The organism is Gordonia sp. NB41Y, from assembly GCF_030718915.1.
Taxonomy (GTDB): Bacteria; Actinomycetota; Actinomycetes; order Mycobacteriales; family Mycobacteriaceae; genus Gordonia; species Gordonia desulfuricans.
This window is the reverse complement of the sequence record NZ_CP132196.1, coordinates 5,383,520-5,397,793: the sequence shown is the minus strand read 5'-3', so window position 1 is coordinate 5,397,793 and position 14,274 is coordinate 5,383,520. Positions and strand designations below refer to the sequence as shown.

At 70.1% G+C, this 14,274-nt stretch carries 14 protein-coding genes; 6 read left to right on the top strand and 8 right to left on the bottom strand.

Features of this window, described 5'->3' with window-relative positions; translation table 11 throughout:
- Positions 1-55: 55 nt before the first annotated feature.
- The 4 genes from Q9K23_RS23570 to Q9K23_RS23555 all read left to right on the top strand — a co-directional run bounded on the left by Q9K23_RS23570 (position 56) and on the right by Q9K23_RS23555 (position 5,158).
- On the top strand, positions 56-2,026 hold the full coding sequence (locus Q9K23_RS23570; protein WP_082365961.1) for an ABC transporter ATP-binding protein: 1,971 nt from the start codon (positions 56-58) through the stop codon (positions 2,024-2,026).
- Positions 2,023-3,789: an ABC transporter ATP-binding protein gene (locus Q9K23_RS23565; RefSeq protein ID WP_053777790.1), complete on the top strand. Its 1,767-nt coding sequence runs from the start codon at positions 2,023-2,025 to the stop codon at positions 3,787-3,789. Before Q9K23_RS23570 ends, Q9K23_RS23565 begins: the two co-directional genes overlap by 4 nt.
- A gap of 129 nt (positions 3,790-3,918) precedes the next feature.
- A complete protein-coding gene (locus Q9K23_RS23560) occupies positions 3,919-4,845 on the top strand; it encodes an alpha/beta hydrolase family protein (RefSeq protein WP_261977991.1) in 927 nt (308 codons plus the stop codon).
- 157 nt (positions 4,846-5,002) lie between these two features.
- Positions 5,003-5,158: a hypothetical protein gene (locus Q9K23_RS23555; protein WP_020791864.1), complete on the top strand. Its 156-nt coding sequence runs from the start codon at positions 5,003-5,005 to the stop codon at positions 5,156-5,158.
- 95 nt (positions 5,159-5,253) lie between these two features.
- On the opposite strand, the gene nadC is transcribed toward Q9K23_RS23555, so the two are convergent.
- Both nadC and nadA read right to left on the bottom strand, forming a co-directional pair.
- Entirely contained in the window at positions 5,254-6,153 is a 900-nt protein-coding gene (gene nadC, locus Q9K23_RS23550) for a carboxylating nicotinate-nucleotide diphosphorylase (protein ID WP_053777861.1), read from the bottom strand.
- Between the two features lie 8 nt (positions 6,154-6,161).
- On the bottom strand, positions 6,162-7,226 hold the full coding sequence (nadA, locus tag Q9K23_RS23545) for a quinolinate synthase NadA (protein ID WP_053777788.1): 1,065 nt from the start codon (positions 7,224-7,226) through the stop codon (positions 6,162-6,164).
- A 245-nt stretch (positions 7,227-7,471) separates the two neighbouring features.
- On the opposite strand from nadA, the gene Q9K23_RS23540 reads away from it, so the two are divergent.
- Together Q9K23_RS23540 and Q9K23_RS23535 are read left to right on the top strand one after the other, a co-directional pair.
- On the top strand, positions 7,472-7,921 hold the full coding sequence (locus Q9K23_RS23540) for a LuxR C-terminal-related transcriptional regulator (protein WP_053777787.1): 450 nt from the start codon (positions 7,472-7,474) through the stop codon (positions 7,919-7,921).
- A 150-nt stretch (positions 7,922-8,071) separates the two neighbouring features.
- Positions 8,072-8,749: an NUDIX domain-containing protein gene (locus Q9K23_RS23535; protein ID WP_053777860.1), complete on the top strand. Its 678-nt coding sequence runs from the start codon at positions 8,072-8,074 to the stop codon at positions 8,747-8,749.
- Here Q9K23_RS23535 and Q9K23_RS23530 read toward each other — a convergent pair.
- The 6 genes from Q9K23_RS23530 to Q9K23_RS23505 all read right to left on the bottom strand — a co-directional run bounded on the left by Q9K23_RS23530 (position 8,733) and on the right by Q9K23_RS23505 (position 14,150).
- On the bottom strand, positions 8,733-9,500 hold the full coding sequence (locus Q9K23_RS23530; protein WP_261977990.1) for a DUF2567 domain-containing protein: 768 nt from the start codon (positions 9,498-9,500) through the stop codon (positions 8,733-8,735). The genes Q9K23_RS23535 and Q9K23_RS23530 overlap by 17 nt on opposite strands.
- A complete protein-coding gene (locus Q9K23_RS23525) occupies positions 9,497-9,760 on the bottom strand; it encodes a hypothetical protein (RefSeq protein WP_174519027.1) in 264 nt (87 codons plus the stop codon). Before Q9K23_RS23525 ends, Q9K23_RS23530 begins: the two co-directional genes overlap by 4 nt.
- A gap of 46 nt (positions 9,761-9,806) precedes the next feature.
- Positions 9,807-10,880 (bottom strand): biotin synthase BioB, encoded by a 1,074-nt coding sequence (gene bioB, locus Q9K23_RS23520; protein ID WP_261977989.1) that lies wholly within the window; start codon positions 10,878-10,880, stop codon positions 9,807-9,809.
- Positions 10,877-11,611 (bottom strand): dethiobiotin synthase, encoded by a 735-nt coding sequence (gene bioD / locus Q9K23_RS23515; RefSeq protein ID WP_053777785.1) that lies wholly within the window; start codon positions 11,609-11,611, stop codon positions 10,877-10,879. The genes bioB and bioD overlap by 4 nt, the downstream gene beginning before the upstream one ends.
- Positions 11,608-12,780 (bottom strand): 8-amino-7-oxononanoate synthase, encoded by a 1,173-nt coding sequence (locus Q9K23_RS23510; RefSeq protein ID WP_053777857.1) that lies wholly within the window; start codon positions 12,778-12,780, stop codon positions 11,608-11,610. Before Q9K23_RS23510 ends, bioD begins: the two co-directional genes overlap by 4 nt.
- 74 nt (positions 12,781-12,854) lie before the next feature.
- Positions 12,855-14,150 carry an adenosylmethionine--8-amino-7-oxononanoate transaminase gene (locus tag Q9K23_RS23505; RefSeq protein ID WP_053777784.1) on the bottom strand — a complete coding sequence of 432 codons (1,296 nt, stop codon included), beginning with the start codon at positions 14,148-14,150 and terminating at the stop codon, positions 12,855-12,857.
- Positions 14,151-14,274 lie beyond the last annotated feature (124 nt).

Genomic DNA, 14,274 nt, shown 5'->3' with positions numbered 1-14,274 from the left:
CCTAAGTCACCACGGGACGTGACGCCGCAGGTCGCCATGGATCGCGAGAGGTGCCATGACCGCCGCCAACGCCGTCACCGATCCCGCAGACTCCGACCCGCACAGCTCCGACGCCGCCCGCCCACCGTCTGGTGAGCACACCGACGGCGACGGAAACGCTCTGAGCGAGAAGGAGAAACAGAAGGCCGACGCCCTCGCGCTCAAGCGTCTGATGCGACCGGTCGCCGTGCCGCTGACCATCGGCCGGCTGCTCGCCGTGGTGTCCGGGGTTCTCGCCGTGGTCCCCTACATCGCCCTGGTCCAGATCGGCGGCACACTGCTCGCCGCCTCGTCCGCGGGTACCCCCGTCGACGGCGACGAGATCCGGCGCTGGTTGCGAATCCTGGTGATCACCTTCGTCTTACGGCTCGCGATCTACTTCGTCGCCCTGCTGGTCACCCACCTCGCCGACATCCGGCTGGGCCACCTCATCCAGCTCCGGCTGGTGCATCGCTTCGCCAAGGTACCGCTCGCGTGGTTCACCGCCACCAACTCCGGTCGCGTACGCAAGGGCATGCAGGACGACATCGGCACCGTCCACCAGTTGATCGCCCACCAGCCGGTCGACGGGACCGCGGCCGTCGTGATGCCGGCGGCGCTGATGATCTACGCCTTCGTCATCGACTGGCGCCTCGGGCTGCTCTCCATCGCCACACTGCCGCTCTACATCGGCGCGATGGCCATGTCGATGCGGGGCATGGGCGAGAAGACCGTGGAGATGGACCGTCGGCTGTCCACCGTCTCGGCGCGGATGGTCGAGTTCGTCGCGGGGATCTCCGTGGTCAAGGCGTTCGGGCGGGTCGGGCGCGCCCATCGCAACTACCAGGAGTCGGCCGACGAGTTCTACGACTTCTACCTCGACTGGGTGCGGCCGCTGGTCCGCGTCTCCGCACTGGGCACCTCGTTCCTCGCCATCCCGCTCGTGTTGCTGGTCAACATCGGCGTCGGTTCGGTTCTCGTACACCACGATCAGGTGAGCACCGCCGACGTGCTCGCCACCTCGCTGATCGCCTTGCTGATCCCGTATGCGCTCGAGACGTGGATGCATTCGACGTGGAGCCGACAACTCGCCGGTGCCGCGGCCTCGCGTCTCGCCGCGCTCATCGACACCCCGATCCTGACCGAACCCGATGCCGACCAGGCCCGGCGCCCGACGGCACACGATGTCACCTTCGAGGCGGTGCGCTACTCCTACGGCAGCGGCCCGGATGCGGTGCTCGCCGTCGACGACGTCGGCTTCACCCTGCCGCAGGGCACCGTCACCGCACTCATCGGCCCGTCGGGATCGGGGAAATCGACCATCGCGACCCTGCTCGCCCGCTTCGACGACCCCGCGTCGGGCACCATCCGGATCGGCGGCGTCGACATCAGCGAGATCGACGATCTGTACTCGCAGGTGGGTATGGTCCTGCAGGATCCGCAGTTGCTGACCATCAGCATCCGCGACAACATCGCGCTCGGCAGACCGGACGCCACCGACGGGCAGGTCCGCGAGGCCGCCTCCGCGGCAAGGATTCTCGACGAGATCGAAGCCCTGCCCAACGGTTTCGACACCGTCTACGGGTCGGATTCGGGACTGTCGGGCGGGCAGGCCCAACGGATCGCGATCGCCCGGGCGGTCCTGGTGGACGCCCCGATCCTGGTCCTCGACGAGGCCACCGCGCTGACCGACCCCGAGTCCGAACACCAGATCCAGCAAGCGCTCTCGACCCTGGTCCGCGGCCGGACGGTGCTGGTGATCGCCCACCGGCCGGAGGTGATCAAAGGGGTCGACCAGATCATCGTCGTCGAGTCGGGACGGGTCGTGGCCACCGGAACCCACGACGAGCTCGCCGGCCACCCGGCCTATGCCCGCATGTGGCAGCGGGCCGGCGCCGACGCCCGACTGGCCGGGACGCACCGCACCGGCTCGCCGGACACCGGGTCGCGTGAGCCCGGGTCGGGCACCACAGGCCCCACGGGCACCGCCGAAGGGACACACCGATGAACCTCCCCCTGATCGACATCGTCCCGCGGATGCAGCGCATGATCTCGCATCCCGAACGCATGCGTCCGGCCATCGCCGCCGCCGTCGGGGTGGGCCTGGTCGACGGTGCCGCGCTGGCCGCCCTGCTGCCGACCATCAGTACCCTCGCCCAGGGCACCCCGGTGTGGGGCTTCGGACTGGCCGGCTGGCTGTGGATTCTGGGCATCCTGTCGGCCGCCGCATTCGGCCTGAACTACATCACCCAGTACACCAATTACGCTGTTGCACTGGACTTCCTGCGCAGCCTGCATCGACTGGTCGGCGATCAGGTGGCCCGGCAGCCGCTCGGATGGTTCGCCCGTCCGCTCGCCGGTGCACTCTCGCGGATGGTGTCCACCGAGTTGATGTCGGCGGGCGAGATCTTTGCGCACATGTTCGGTCCGCTGGTGTCGCGACTGACCGCGACGGTGGTGATCGTCGTCGCCGCCTGGTTCTGGGATCCGTTGCTCGGCCTGGGGCTGACCATCGCGATCCCGGTCTTCGTGCTCATCACCCTCGCCTCGACCGCCCTGATGCGTCGGGGCCGCGAGATGCACGAACCCACGGAGAACGCGCTCGCCAACCAGGTGGTGGAGTACGTCCAGTGCCAGGGCGCGATCCGCTCGTGCGGCCGCAGCGACGACTTCGGACCGCTCGACGACGCACTCGCGGCGGCCCACACGGCCAAGACCCGAGCACTGTGGATCGAGACCGTCGGATTGCTGCTCAGCGGAATGGTCACCCAGGGTGTGATCGTCGTGCTCATCACGCTGACCGGATCGCTCGCCATCGACGGGTCGCTGCAACCGATCCCGGCGCTGGCCTTCATCGGTCTGGCATTGCGCTTCACCTCCACGCTGTCGGAGATCACCACCGAGGCGATGGCCCTGGAGTCTCGTCGGCCACTGCTCGATCAGCTCGACGGGGTCCTGACCGCGGTACCGCTGCCCGAACCCGAGGACGCCGCCGCGTTGCCCGCACCGGGGACGGTGGAATTCGTCGACGTGGGCTTCACCTACTCGCCGGCGAGCCCACCGGTGCTCCACGATGTGTCGTTCACGGTCGAGGCGGGCACGATGGTCGCCCTCGTCGGGCCGTCCGGAAGCGGGAAGTCCACCATCGCGCGGGCGATCTGCCGCTTCTACGACGTCGCCGGCGGCCAGGTCCTCGTCGGCGGCCGTCCGGTCACCGAGCAGACCACCGAACAGCTGATGGCCCAGTTGTCGATGGTGTTCCAGGACGTCTACCTCTTCGACGACACCCTCGAGGCCAATGTCGCCGTCGGCCGGGCCGATGCCACCCCCGGCGAGATCCGTGCCGCCGCGGACATCGCCGGTGTCACCGAGATCGCCGAGCGGCTTCCCGACGGATGGTCGGCCCGGGTCGGCGAGGGCGGACGCGGCCTCTCCGGTGGCGAGCGGCAACGCGTTGCGATCGCCCGGGCGCTGCTCAAGGACGCACCGATCGTCGTCCTCGACGAGGCGACATCGGCTCTCGACGTGGAGAACGAGGCGAACATCGTGGCCGCGGTGGAGAAACTGCGGGAGCGGGCGACGGTCGTGGTGATCGCCCACCGGCTCGCCACCATCGCGCGCGCGGACACGATCATCGCCCTCGACGCCACCGGAGGGATCGAGGCGCAGGGCACCCATGCCGAACTGCTCGAGGCCGACGGGACCTATGCGCGATTCTGGCATCGGCTGCAGAGCGCGCAGGGCTGGCAGCTGACCGAAGCCGGCCGGTAGCCCCGGACTCGAAACCATCACGAAGGCCTAACGTTCCGCCATACCCCGGTTCACAGCAACCCCACAGCCCGCCGATAATCGCCAACCATGGCGCGATTTCGGAGAGCGTGTACGCGAGCAGTGATCGCCGTGGCCGCGGCGGCAGCGACCATCCTGGCGGTACCGGCCACATCGGCGCGGGCCGATGTGGTGTCGGTCCAGGAGGTGTCACCCACCGAGACGGTGGTGCTGGTGCACTCCCCCTCGATGAACCGGGTGATCCGAAACCAGGTCCTGCATCTACCTGGTAAACCCGTCGCCCCGGTCTTCTACATGCTGCCCGGCGCAGGCGGCGCAGAGGACGGGGTGTCGTGGTATCACCACGGCGGTGTCCGGCCGTTCTTCGCCGGCAAACGTGTCAACGTCGTCCTGCCGATCGGTGGCAGGTTCTCCATGTTCACCGACTGGCAGCACGACGACCCCGTCCTGGGCCGCAACAAATGGCAGACCTACATCAACCACGAACTGCCCGCGGCGATCGCCAAGGTCTTCCGCACCACCGGTGCGAATGCGATCAGCGGCGTGTCGATGTCGGCGGGACCGGCCGTCGACCTGGCCACCCAGGCACCGCAGCGCTACCGGGCCGTCGCCGCCTACAGTGGTTGTCCCACAACCGGATTCCCGCTCGGTGTACTGACCAACACGATGGTGGTGGCCCGCGGTGGCGGCAACGTGCTCAACATGTGGGGGCCGCCCGGTGCACCGGCGTGGGCGGCACACGACCCGATCGTCAACGCGAACCGATTGCGCGGCAAGGCGATCTACCTCGGCTCGGCGACGGGTGTGCCGGGCCCGGTGGATCGTCTGGGTCCACTGGAGCTGCCCGGCGCGCTGATCGGCGGCCTGCCCGTGGAGTCGGTGGCCAGTGGGTGCAATGCAGCACTGTCGGCGCGTCTGGCGTCGCTGGGCATCGCCCACCACCTCGACATCCGGCCTCTCGGTTCCCATTCATGGGGCCTGTTCGCGGCGGAACTACGCGCATCGTGGCCGATGATCGCGCGGGCGATCGGGGCGTGAGAGAACGGCCGGCCCCACCTGCGACAGTCCGCCCGCCCCACCGAGGACACCCGACCGACCCACACGGCCTGCACCGTCCGACCTGCAGACATATGAAACGCGTCGTACCGCATCGGCATGTCACGCCCCGCAGTTCCGCGACCGACAGGTCGTCCGGGTGACACCGGCGTCGACGTCCTACTGGACACGGGTGAGCGACGCCGACATCACCTGGTTCCTCACGGTCCAGACCCTCGCGGCCGCCGTGTGCGTACTGCTACTGTCCCAGCTCGGTGACATGTACGGGCACCGGCCGATGCTGGGATCTCGATGATCGCGGTCACCGTCGGCGTGCTCGTCATCGGCTCAAGAACCGGCAGTGCAGGGCCCGGCCCGAACCCGACGACACGGTGGCCCGGCCGCGGCGCCCTACTCGACCGTGTCAAGCCCCAGGTCCAGGACGGTGACGCTGTGGGTGAGCGCACCCACAGCGAGGTAGTCGACGCCGGTGCGCGCATAGTCGGCGGCGACCTCGAGGGCGAGGCCACCCGAGCTCTCGAGTTTGGTCTCCGGCGACCGCGCGTTGCGGCGCTGGACGGCCATCTGGGTCTCCCACGGCTCGAAGTTGTCGAGCAACACCAGCTGCGGGGACAACGCCAGGACCTCGTCGAGCTGTTCCAGCGAGTCCACCTCGACCTCCACCGGCAGCCCCGGTGCCGCAGCGCGCACCGCCTGCAGTGCGGCACCGACCGAACCCGCGGCCGCGACGTGGTTGTCCTTGATCAGTGCCGCATCGCCGAGACCCATGCGGTGATTGACGCCACCGCCGGCCCGCACGGCGTACTTCTGCAGATACCGCGTGCCCGGCAAGGTCTTTCGCGAGTCACGAATCCTGGCGTCGGTGCCGTCGACCGCGGCGACCCACGCCGCGGTCGCGGTGGCGATACCCGACAGATGGCAGATCAGGTTCAGCGCGGTGCGCTCGGCGGTCAGCAGTGCGGCCGTCGGTGCACGCACGGCCAGCACCACATCACCCGGGGCGACGGGGGTTCCGTCGGCGATCGCCGCGGTCACCTGATACCGGTCGGTACCGATCACCTCGTCGAACACCGCACGCACCACCGGCACGCCGGCGATCACGCCATGTGCCCGGCTGACGATCGCGGCGTCCACCGTCGCGTCGGCGGGAACCGTTGCGGCCGTGGTCACGTCGGGCCCGTACCGCAGGTCCTCGTCGAGCGCGGTGCGGATCAGCGCCCGCACCTCGTCGGTGACGGCCAGATCGAGATCCCCGGTCGCCGCTTCCTGCCCCACGAAGGTCGCGTTCATCGGTGCGCTCACTCCCCCGAACCGGGGTTGCCGATGGAGATCATGCGCTCGACGCTCTGGCGGGCGCGGGCGGCGACGTCGTCGGCGACGAACACCTCGTCGCGTCCCTCGCGCAGGGCACGCAGCAGGGCGGCCGGGGTGATCATCTTCATGTAGGGGCACGACGCACGGTCGTTGACCGCCTGGAAGTCGATGCCGGGGGCGGCCTTGCGCAGCTGGTGCAGCATGCCGATCTCGGTGGCCACCAGGACCTGCTTGGCGCCGGTCTCGCGGGCGGCGTCGATCATGCCGCCGGTGGACAGGATCTTGACCCGGTCGTCGGGCACCGCACCCTCACCGGCGAGGTACAGCGCCGAGGTGGCGCAACCGCATTCGGGGTGGATGAACAGGTCGGCGTCGGGGTGGGCGGCGGCCTGCTCGGTGAGCTCGTCACCGTTGATACCGGCGTGGACGTGGCATTCACCGGCCCAGATGTGGATGTTGTCGCGTCCGGTCTCGCGCTTGACGTGCGCGCCGAGGAACTGATCCGGCAGGAACAGCACGTCGCGGTCGGGATCGATCGAGGCGACGACGTCGACGGCGTTCGACGAGGTGCAGCAGATGTCGGTGAGACCCTTGACCTCGGCGGTGGTGTTCACATACGAGACCACCATGGCGTCGGGGAACTCGTCCTTCCAGGCGCGCAGCTCGTCGGCGGTGATCGAATCGGCCAGCGAGCAGCCGGCGCGGGCGTCCGGGATCAGGACACGCTTGTCCGGGCTGAGGATCTTGGCGGTCTCGGCCATGAAGTGCACACCGCAGAACACGATCTCGTCGGAGTCGACCTCGGCGGCGATCCGCGACAGTGCCAGGGAGTCGCCGACGTGATCGGCCACGTCCTGGATGGCAGGGAGCTCGTAGTTGTGCGCGAGCAGGGTGGCATTGCGGGCCTTGGCGAGCCTGCGGACCTCCTCGGCCCACTCGAGGGTGGGTTCGACGCCGGTGAAACCGCCGGGGCCGTCGATCCACTGCATGTCCGCCGCAGCCGAAGCAGTCGATTCGGTCACCGCGGGTCGGTCGCTGGTGATGCTCATCTGGAGAACTCCTCTGTCCTGCCGCTCTGCGGCCTGCGCACGGCACGGGCTGTGTACCGGCGGCGGGTTTTCGACTACTGATCGAAAACCTGCAGTCATCGTAACACCGGTCACTCTGCGGGCATTCCAAGCCCATTCCAAGTAGTCCACTACTCGTTTGATCCACCGTTGTACTCCGTAGCGTTCTGATCAGCCGAAACACCAGCGTCATCCCCGTCAACCAACGACTTCAGGAGTCCGACATCATGACCGCAAGCCTCGGTACCGCCACCGGCAACTCCGCGCAGCCCATGCCGCCGATCGCGCCGCGGAGCCCCATCCCCGGCCGTCGGAGCTACTCCACGCCCCTGCAGGCGGTACGCCGCCGCCAGGAGGCCCTCGAACGTCTCGCCGCACGACCGGTGATGCCCCCGCGTCGGGTCGAGCCGATCGCCGTCATCACTTCCCCGCGACCCGAGCCCCGCACCCTTCCGGTGCCGCTGACCACCCGTGAGGTCGAGGTGCTGCGCACCTGGCTGCTGGTCGACTCCAAGGCCGATGTCGCCTCGAGGCTGAACATCTCGGTGGGCACGGTCAACACCCACCTCGCCCGCATCCGCACCAAGTACGCCGACGCCGGTCGCGCCGCCCGTACCAAGGCGTCGCTGGTCGCCCGCGCGATCCAGGACGGCCTGGTCACCCTCGAGGAGCTGTGAGCCGGCGACCCGCCGCGCGAACCGGCCGACACACCGTCGGAACGGCGGCGGGGTGCCCCTAGAATCGTCGGCATGCCGACGCCTCCCGAACCCTCCGACCCCGGGACGCCGGCCGTGCGTGTCGAGGCGCCGTTACGTGTCGAGGCGCCCATGCGCGTCGAGGTTCTCTGTGTGGTCTTCCAGGTCCGCGAGACCGAACCCGACGACGCGCCCGCACTCTCGGTGCTGCTCACCCACGGCGACCACACCGCACCGTGGACACTGCCCGGCGGCGACATCGGTGACGACGAGGACCTGTCGGTGACCGGACTCCGCCTGCTCGCCGAGAAGATGGACGTCCGCACCGTCGCGCACCTCGAACAGCTGGAGGTGTTCTCCGCCCCCGATCGCGTCCCGGGCGTGCGGACCATCGCCTCGACCTATCTGGGGCTGGTGCCCTCCGACGCCGCGACGGACCTGCCCAGCGGTGCGGCCTGGCATCGGGTGGACGATCTCGGGGGCGACGATCTGGCCTTCGACCATGCGGCGATCATCGAGGCCGGCCGACATCGGCTGGCCGCCAAACTCTCCTACACCAACATCGCCTTCGCGCTGGCCCCGTCGCGGTTCGCGATGTCGGAGCTGTCGGAGGTGTACGGCGCCGCCCTGGGCTACCGCGTCGACACCACCAACCTGCTGCGCATCCTCAGCCGCCGCGGCGTGGTGGTCGCGACCGGGTTGCTCGGTCGTACCGGCCGTTCGGGTGGCCGTCCCCCGTCGCTCTACGCCTTCGCCGACAAGGCGCTGCGCGTGACCGACGAGTTCGCGACGCTCAAACCCCCGATGTGACGGCCTGCGTGTCGCCGACCGCCGGCCACTGCGGCTGATCACCGACACCGAGGTCGCCGTCGCGCTGCGCCAGCGCACACACCAGATAGACCAGCGTCGCGAAGAGCGGCGCGCAGATCAGCAACACCCACGGCCCACTGGGACCCTGCCGCACCGACTGGTCGAGCCACAGGTCCGGGACCACCCGGAAGGTCTGTCCCACCGCGACGTCGGTGGGCCCGGCCAGATGCCAGTCGGCGATCTGGGTGCCGACCCAACCCGCGACACCGGTTCCGACGATCGTCGACGCCAGCGTGACCCCGTATCCGGGCAGTCCACGCCACCCGCGGGCCGCCGACCACGAGACGCCGGCGGCGATCGCCCCGAATGCACACATGATCAGGCAGAACGCGGCGACACCGGCGAACTCCTCACCGAGCTGGGCACCGGAGACCGACGCGCCGTCGGCCGCACGGACCCCCGACATCGCCGGGGTCACCACCGCCCACACCGCACCGGCGATCACCCCGAGCAGCAGCGTCACCGCCGCCACCGCGACCAGGGTCGACGGGGTGCGGTGAGCCGGCCGGACGGTCCGCGGCGGCGCCATCGGCACCGGGGTCATCGGGGCCATCGGGTTCTGCGCGGCCGGTGCCGCCGGGGATGCGGGGATCGGTGCCGAGGACCCCGGCTCGTGATGCCCCGGTTGCCCGGGTACCGGTTGCGGCCGGTCGGATCCGTGCGGTGCCGGAGGACCGGCGGGATCGGTCATCGTCGGCCCAGTTCGGTGGAGTCGACGGTGCCGTGCCGGGAACAGCGGGCATCCCAGCCGTCCGGGCGCACCTGCACCACCATCCGCCGACCGCACTGCCCACAGAACCGCGGCGGTTCCAGTCCGAGCCGCGCCGCGGTCGGCACCGCATCCGGCGACTGCAGCTCCAGCTCGATCCCGGTGTAGACCCCGTATCGGCACGGCTGATCCAGCGGACCGGGGACCATCAGGTCTCCCCCGGCGTCGGATCGGTTCGTCATCGCAACTCCCACCCCTGCGAGCCTAGCCACCTCTGTGCTCCGCTCGTCAGATGCTGTCGTTGAGTGCCTTGATCGGCATCGACAGATCGGAGAGCAGATCGAGGTCGTCCTCGGCGGGACGGCCGAGCGTGGTGAGGTAGTTGCCGACGATGACCGCGTTGATCCCACCGAGAATGCCCTGCTTGGCGCCCAGATCTCCGAGGGTGATCTCGCGGCCACCGGCGAAGCGCAGGATGGTTCGCGGCAGCGCGAGCCGGAACGCGGCCACCGACTTCAGTGCCTCCGACGCCGGCAGCACGTCGAGGTCGCCGAACGGGGTGCCCGGTCGCGGGTTGAGGAAGTTCAGCGGCACCTCGTCGGGATCGAGGCCGGCGAGGTCGGCGGCGAACTCGGCACGCTGCTCGAGCGACTCACCCATGCCGAGGATGCCGCCGCAGCAGACCTCCATACCCGCGTCGCGGACCATACGCAGGGTATCCCACCGCTCCTCCCAGGTGTGGGTGGTGACGACGTTGGGGAAGTGGCTGCGCGCGGTCTCCAGGTTGTGGTTGTAGCGGTGCACGCCCATGTCGCGCAGCTGGTCGACCTGTTCCTGGGTCAACATGCCCAGGCTGCAGGCGATCTGGATGTCGACCTCGTTGCGGATGGCCTCGATACCCGCGGCGACCTGGCTCAGCAGGCGCTTGTCGGGTCCGCGGACGGCGGCGACGATGCAGAACTCGGTGGCACCGGTCTTGGCGGTCTGCTTGGCCGCCTCCACCAGAGACGGGATGTCGATCCACGCGCTGCGCACCGGCGAGGCGAACAGGCCCGACTGTGAACAGAAGTGGCAATCCTCCGGGCAGCCACCGGTTTTGAGCGAGATGATGCCCTCCACCTCGACCTCCGGACCACACCAGCGCATCCGCACGTCGTGGGCGAGCTGCAGCAGTTCGGTGAGCCGCTCGTCGGGCAGGCGCAGCACGGTGAGCACCTGCTCCTGGCTGAGCCCCTCCCCACGCTCGAGGACCTGCTCGCGGGCGATCGCGAGGATGTCGGCCGCGCCGGTCTGGACAGCGCCGGTCGGGACAGCGGCGGTCGGGGTGGTCGCGGTGCGCGGGTCCACGGGTGCCTGGGTCATGCGAGAACTCCTTGGTGGGTGCTGTTCGATGTCTCGAAGTCGTTGGGGCGCAGTCTGATCAGCCAGTCCGGATCGAACCAGCTCGCGGCGTCGAGGCGGAACCGGCCGGCAGACAGACGGCCGGCACCGTCGGGGATCACGCCGACCACCGGGACCCCGGTGAGTCGGGGCAGGTCGTCGCGGTTGCAGCGGGTCGCGAGATCCGGCTGCTCCGGCCAGGCGCCGATCACCAGACCCGCGGGCCGCAGTCCGGCGGCACGGATCGCGGCGACGGTCAGTTCGGCGTGGTTGAGGGCCCCGAGCCCGGCCTGCACGACGACGAGGACCGCGGCACTCAGTGCGGCCGCCACGTCGAGGATGGTGTGGTCGGGAGCCAGCCGCACGAGCGCGCCACCGGCCCCCTCGACCAGGGTGAGATCATGGCGTCCGGCGAAAGCGGCGATACGCGAATGCATCTCGTCCGGGTCGGCCGGGGCGACACCGGCCACGCGGGCGGCGGTCTCGGGTGCGAGCGGATCGGGATAGCGGATGCATTCCAGGGTCGGGAGCGGACCGGTGAGCGCGGTGACCGTCGCGAGATCGCCCGGCTCGCCGTCGAGCACACCGGTCTGGGCCGGCTTGCACACCGCGACGTCCAGGCGCGGGGCGAGTGCGGCCGCCAGGGCCGCGGTGACGATGGTCTTGCCGATGTCGGTGGACGTACCGGTGACGACCAGGGATCGGGCGCTCATCGGGCACCCACCCGACGCAATGCCGCGAGGACCACGTCGGCGGCGCGATCGACGTCGTCGGCGGTCAGGTCGGCCCGCATGGTCAGACGCAACCGCGAGGTACCGGCGGGCACCGACGGCGGCCGGAAACAGCCGACCAGCACACCCTGCTCGCGACAGGCGGCCGCCGCAGCGACCGCCGGCTGCGGCTCGCCGACGACGATCGAGAGCACCGCCGACACCTCGGGTGTCCCGTCGACTCGACGCGGCAGTTCGATATCGCACCGCTCGGCCATGTGGATAACGTTGCGGCGCAGACGGTTCGGCATCTCCGGGTCGGTCCGCAGCAGGCCGAGGGCGGCGCGGGCACCGCCGACGGCGGCCGGGGCGAGCCCGGTGTCGAAGATGAACGGGCGGGCGCGGTCGACGAGGTGGCCGCGCAACACCTGCGGCCCGAGCACGATGCCACCCTGGGCGCCCAGGGACTTGGATGCGACGGTGGTGACCACCAGGTCGGGCGCCCCGGACAGGCCGGCCTCGGCGATCACGCCACGTCCTCCCGGCCCACGCACGCCGAGACCGTGGGCCTCGTCGACCAGCAGGGCCGCACCGTGGGCGCGGGCGGCGGCATAGAGTTCGGCGACCGGTGCCGCGGCGCCGTCGACACTGTAGATGGAGTCGGAGACGACCAGGGCGCGGTCCTCGGTGCGCTCGGCCAGGGCTGCGGCGACGGCCTCGTGATCGCCCCGGTCGACCACCACCACCCGGGCCCGCGACAACCGGCAGCCGTCGATCAGCGATGCGTGGGTGCCGGTGTCGCTGACGATGAGGTCACCCCGCCCGACCAGCGCGGTGATGGCACCGACGTTGCCGAGGTAACCCGACGAGAACATCAGGGCCGCAGGGAAACCCAGGAAGTCGGCGATCTCGCACTCGAAGTCGACGTGTTCGGCGGTGGTGCCGGCGACGAGCCGCGAGGCGGTGGCCCCCGCACCCCAGCGGTCGAGGGCCAGATGTGCCCCGGCGACGACGGCCGGATGGGTGGACAGGCCGAGATAGTCGTTGGAGGCCAGGTTCAGCAGTTCCTGCCCCTCGCGGCGGACCACCGGCTCGCGGTGCAGACCCGCGGCGAGGGTGGCCGCGGCGGCCTCGTGCAGCCAGTCGAGGGCGACGGGCCCGTCGCCGGTCATCGGGCCCGCGGCACCGGGATGCCCGATCTGGTCGTCACCGGTCGCGCGTGCGCGCCCGTCGGTCTGGGTGATGGTCACAGGGGTCCTCCCACCGGAATCGCGACACAGGCCTCGGCGGCGGCACGCATACCGCTTGTGAGGGTGTCGATCTCGTCGTCGGAACAGATGTAGGGCGGCATGGCGTAGACGAGGTTGCGGAACGGCCGCAACCACACGCCGGCGTCGACCGCCGCGGCCGTGGCCGCCCGCATGTCGACCGGGGAGTCGAGCTCGATCACACCGATCGCCCCGAACACGCGGACGTCGGCGACGCCGTCGACACCGCGCAACGGACCCAGTCCGCGTTCGAGGCCGGCCCCGATCCGCGCGACCCGGTGCGCCCACGGGCCGTCGAGCAGGAGCTCGGTGGAGGCCACGGCGATCGCACAGGCCAGCGGATTGGCCATGAACGTGGGGCCGTGCGCCAGTCCCCCGGCCTCGCCGGCGCTGATCACCGCGGCGACGTCGTCGGTGCACAGGGTGGCCGCGAGGCTCAGGTATCCGCCGGTCAGCGCCTTGCCCACGCACATGATGTCGGGGTCGACGCCGGCGTGCGCGGCGGCGAACAGGGTGCCGGTACGGCCGAAGCCGGTGGCGATCTCGTCGAAGATCAGCAGCACGTCCTGCTCGTCGCAGATCCGCCGGAGTTCGCGCAGGTACTGCGGATCGTGGAAGCGCATCCCCCCGGCGCCCTGCACGACGGGTTCGACGATGATCGCGGCGAGCTCGTCGCGGTGGGCGATCACCTCGGCCTCGAGGGCCGCCACGTAGTCGGGCCGGAAGTCGGCGGGCGGCGCGTCGACGAAGACCTGCCGGGTGAGCACGTCGGTCCACATGGCGTGCATGCCGCCGTCGGGGTCACACACGCTCATCGGGGCGAAGGTGTCGCCGTGGTAGCCACCGCGCCAGGTGAGCATCCGTGTGCGTCCGGGTCGGCCGCGGCCACGCCAGTACTGCACCGCCATCTTGATCGCGACCTCGACCGACACCGACCCGGAATCGCAGAAGAAGACCTTGTTCAGCGGTGCAGGGGTGATCTCGACAAGCAACCGGGCCAGCCGCGCCGCCGGTTCATGGGTGAGGCCACCGAACATGACGTGACTCATCGCGTCGAGCTGCCGGCGGGCGGCGGCGTCGAGCACCGGGTTGCCGTAGCCGTGGATCGCCGCCCACCAGGAACTCATCCCGTCGATCAGCTCGCGGCCGTCGGCGGTGCGCAGGCGCACACCGTGTGCGGAGGCGATCACGAGCGGTTCGGTGGGTGCCGGGAACGCCCCGTAGGGATGCCAGATGTGCGCGGCATCGACGGCACTGATGCTGGCGTGGTCCACGGCGGTGATCCTTCGGTCGAACCGGGCGGCCGGAGAACGGGCTCCGTACCGGGGGCTGATGCGGTGTGGGTGGCGTCACCATCCCGCTGCCTGAACACCGTACAGGAAAACTCCTGAACGGTGT

Excerpts from the sequence above, each read along its gene's own strand:
- Q9K23_RS23570 (WP_082365961.1), top strand. The coding sequence starts at position 56 with ATGACCGCCGCCAACGCCGTCACCGATCCCGCAGACTCCGACCCGCAC.
- Q9K23_RS23565 (WP_053777790.1), top strand. The coding sequence starts at position 2,023 with ATGAACCTCCCCCTGATCGACATCGTCCCGCGGATGCAGCGCATGATC.
- nadC (WP_053777861.1), bottom strand. The coding sequence starts at position 6,153 with ATGAACGCGACCTTCGTGGGGCAGGAAGCGGCGACCGGGGATCTCGAT.
- nadA (WP_053777788.1), bottom strand. The coding sequence starts at position 7,226 with ATGAGCATCACCAGCGACCGACCCGCGGTGACCGAATCGACTGCTTCG.
- Q9K23_RS23540 (WP_053777787.1), top strand. The coding sequence starts at position 7,472 with ATGACCGCAAGCCTCGGTACCGCCACCGGCAACTCCGCGCAGCCCATG.
- Q9K23_RS23535 (WP_053777860.1), top strand. The coding sequence starts at position 8,072 with ATGCGCGTCGAGGTTCTCTGTGTGGTCTTCCAGGTCCGCGAGACCGAA.
- Q9K23_RS23530 (WP_261977990.1), bottom strand. The coding sequence starts at position 9,500 with ATGACCGATCCCGCCGGTCCTCCGGCACCGCACGGATCCGACCGGCCG.
- Q9K23_RS23525 (WP_174519027.1), bottom strand. The coding sequence starts at position 9,760 with ATGACGAACCGATCCGACGCCGGGGGAGACCTGATGGTCCCCGGTCCG.
- bioB (WP_261977989.1), bottom strand. The coding sequence starts at position 10,880 with ATGACCCAGGCACCCGTGGACCCGCGCACCGCGACCACCCCGACCGCC.
- bioD (WP_053777785.1), bottom strand. The coding sequence starts at position 11,611 with ATGAGCGCCCGATCCCTGGTCGTCACCGGTACGTCCACCGACATCGGC.
- Q9K23_RS23510 (WP_053777857.1), bottom strand. The coding sequence starts at position 12,780 with ATGACCGGCGACGGGCCCGTCGCCCTCGACTGGCTGCACGAGGCCGCC.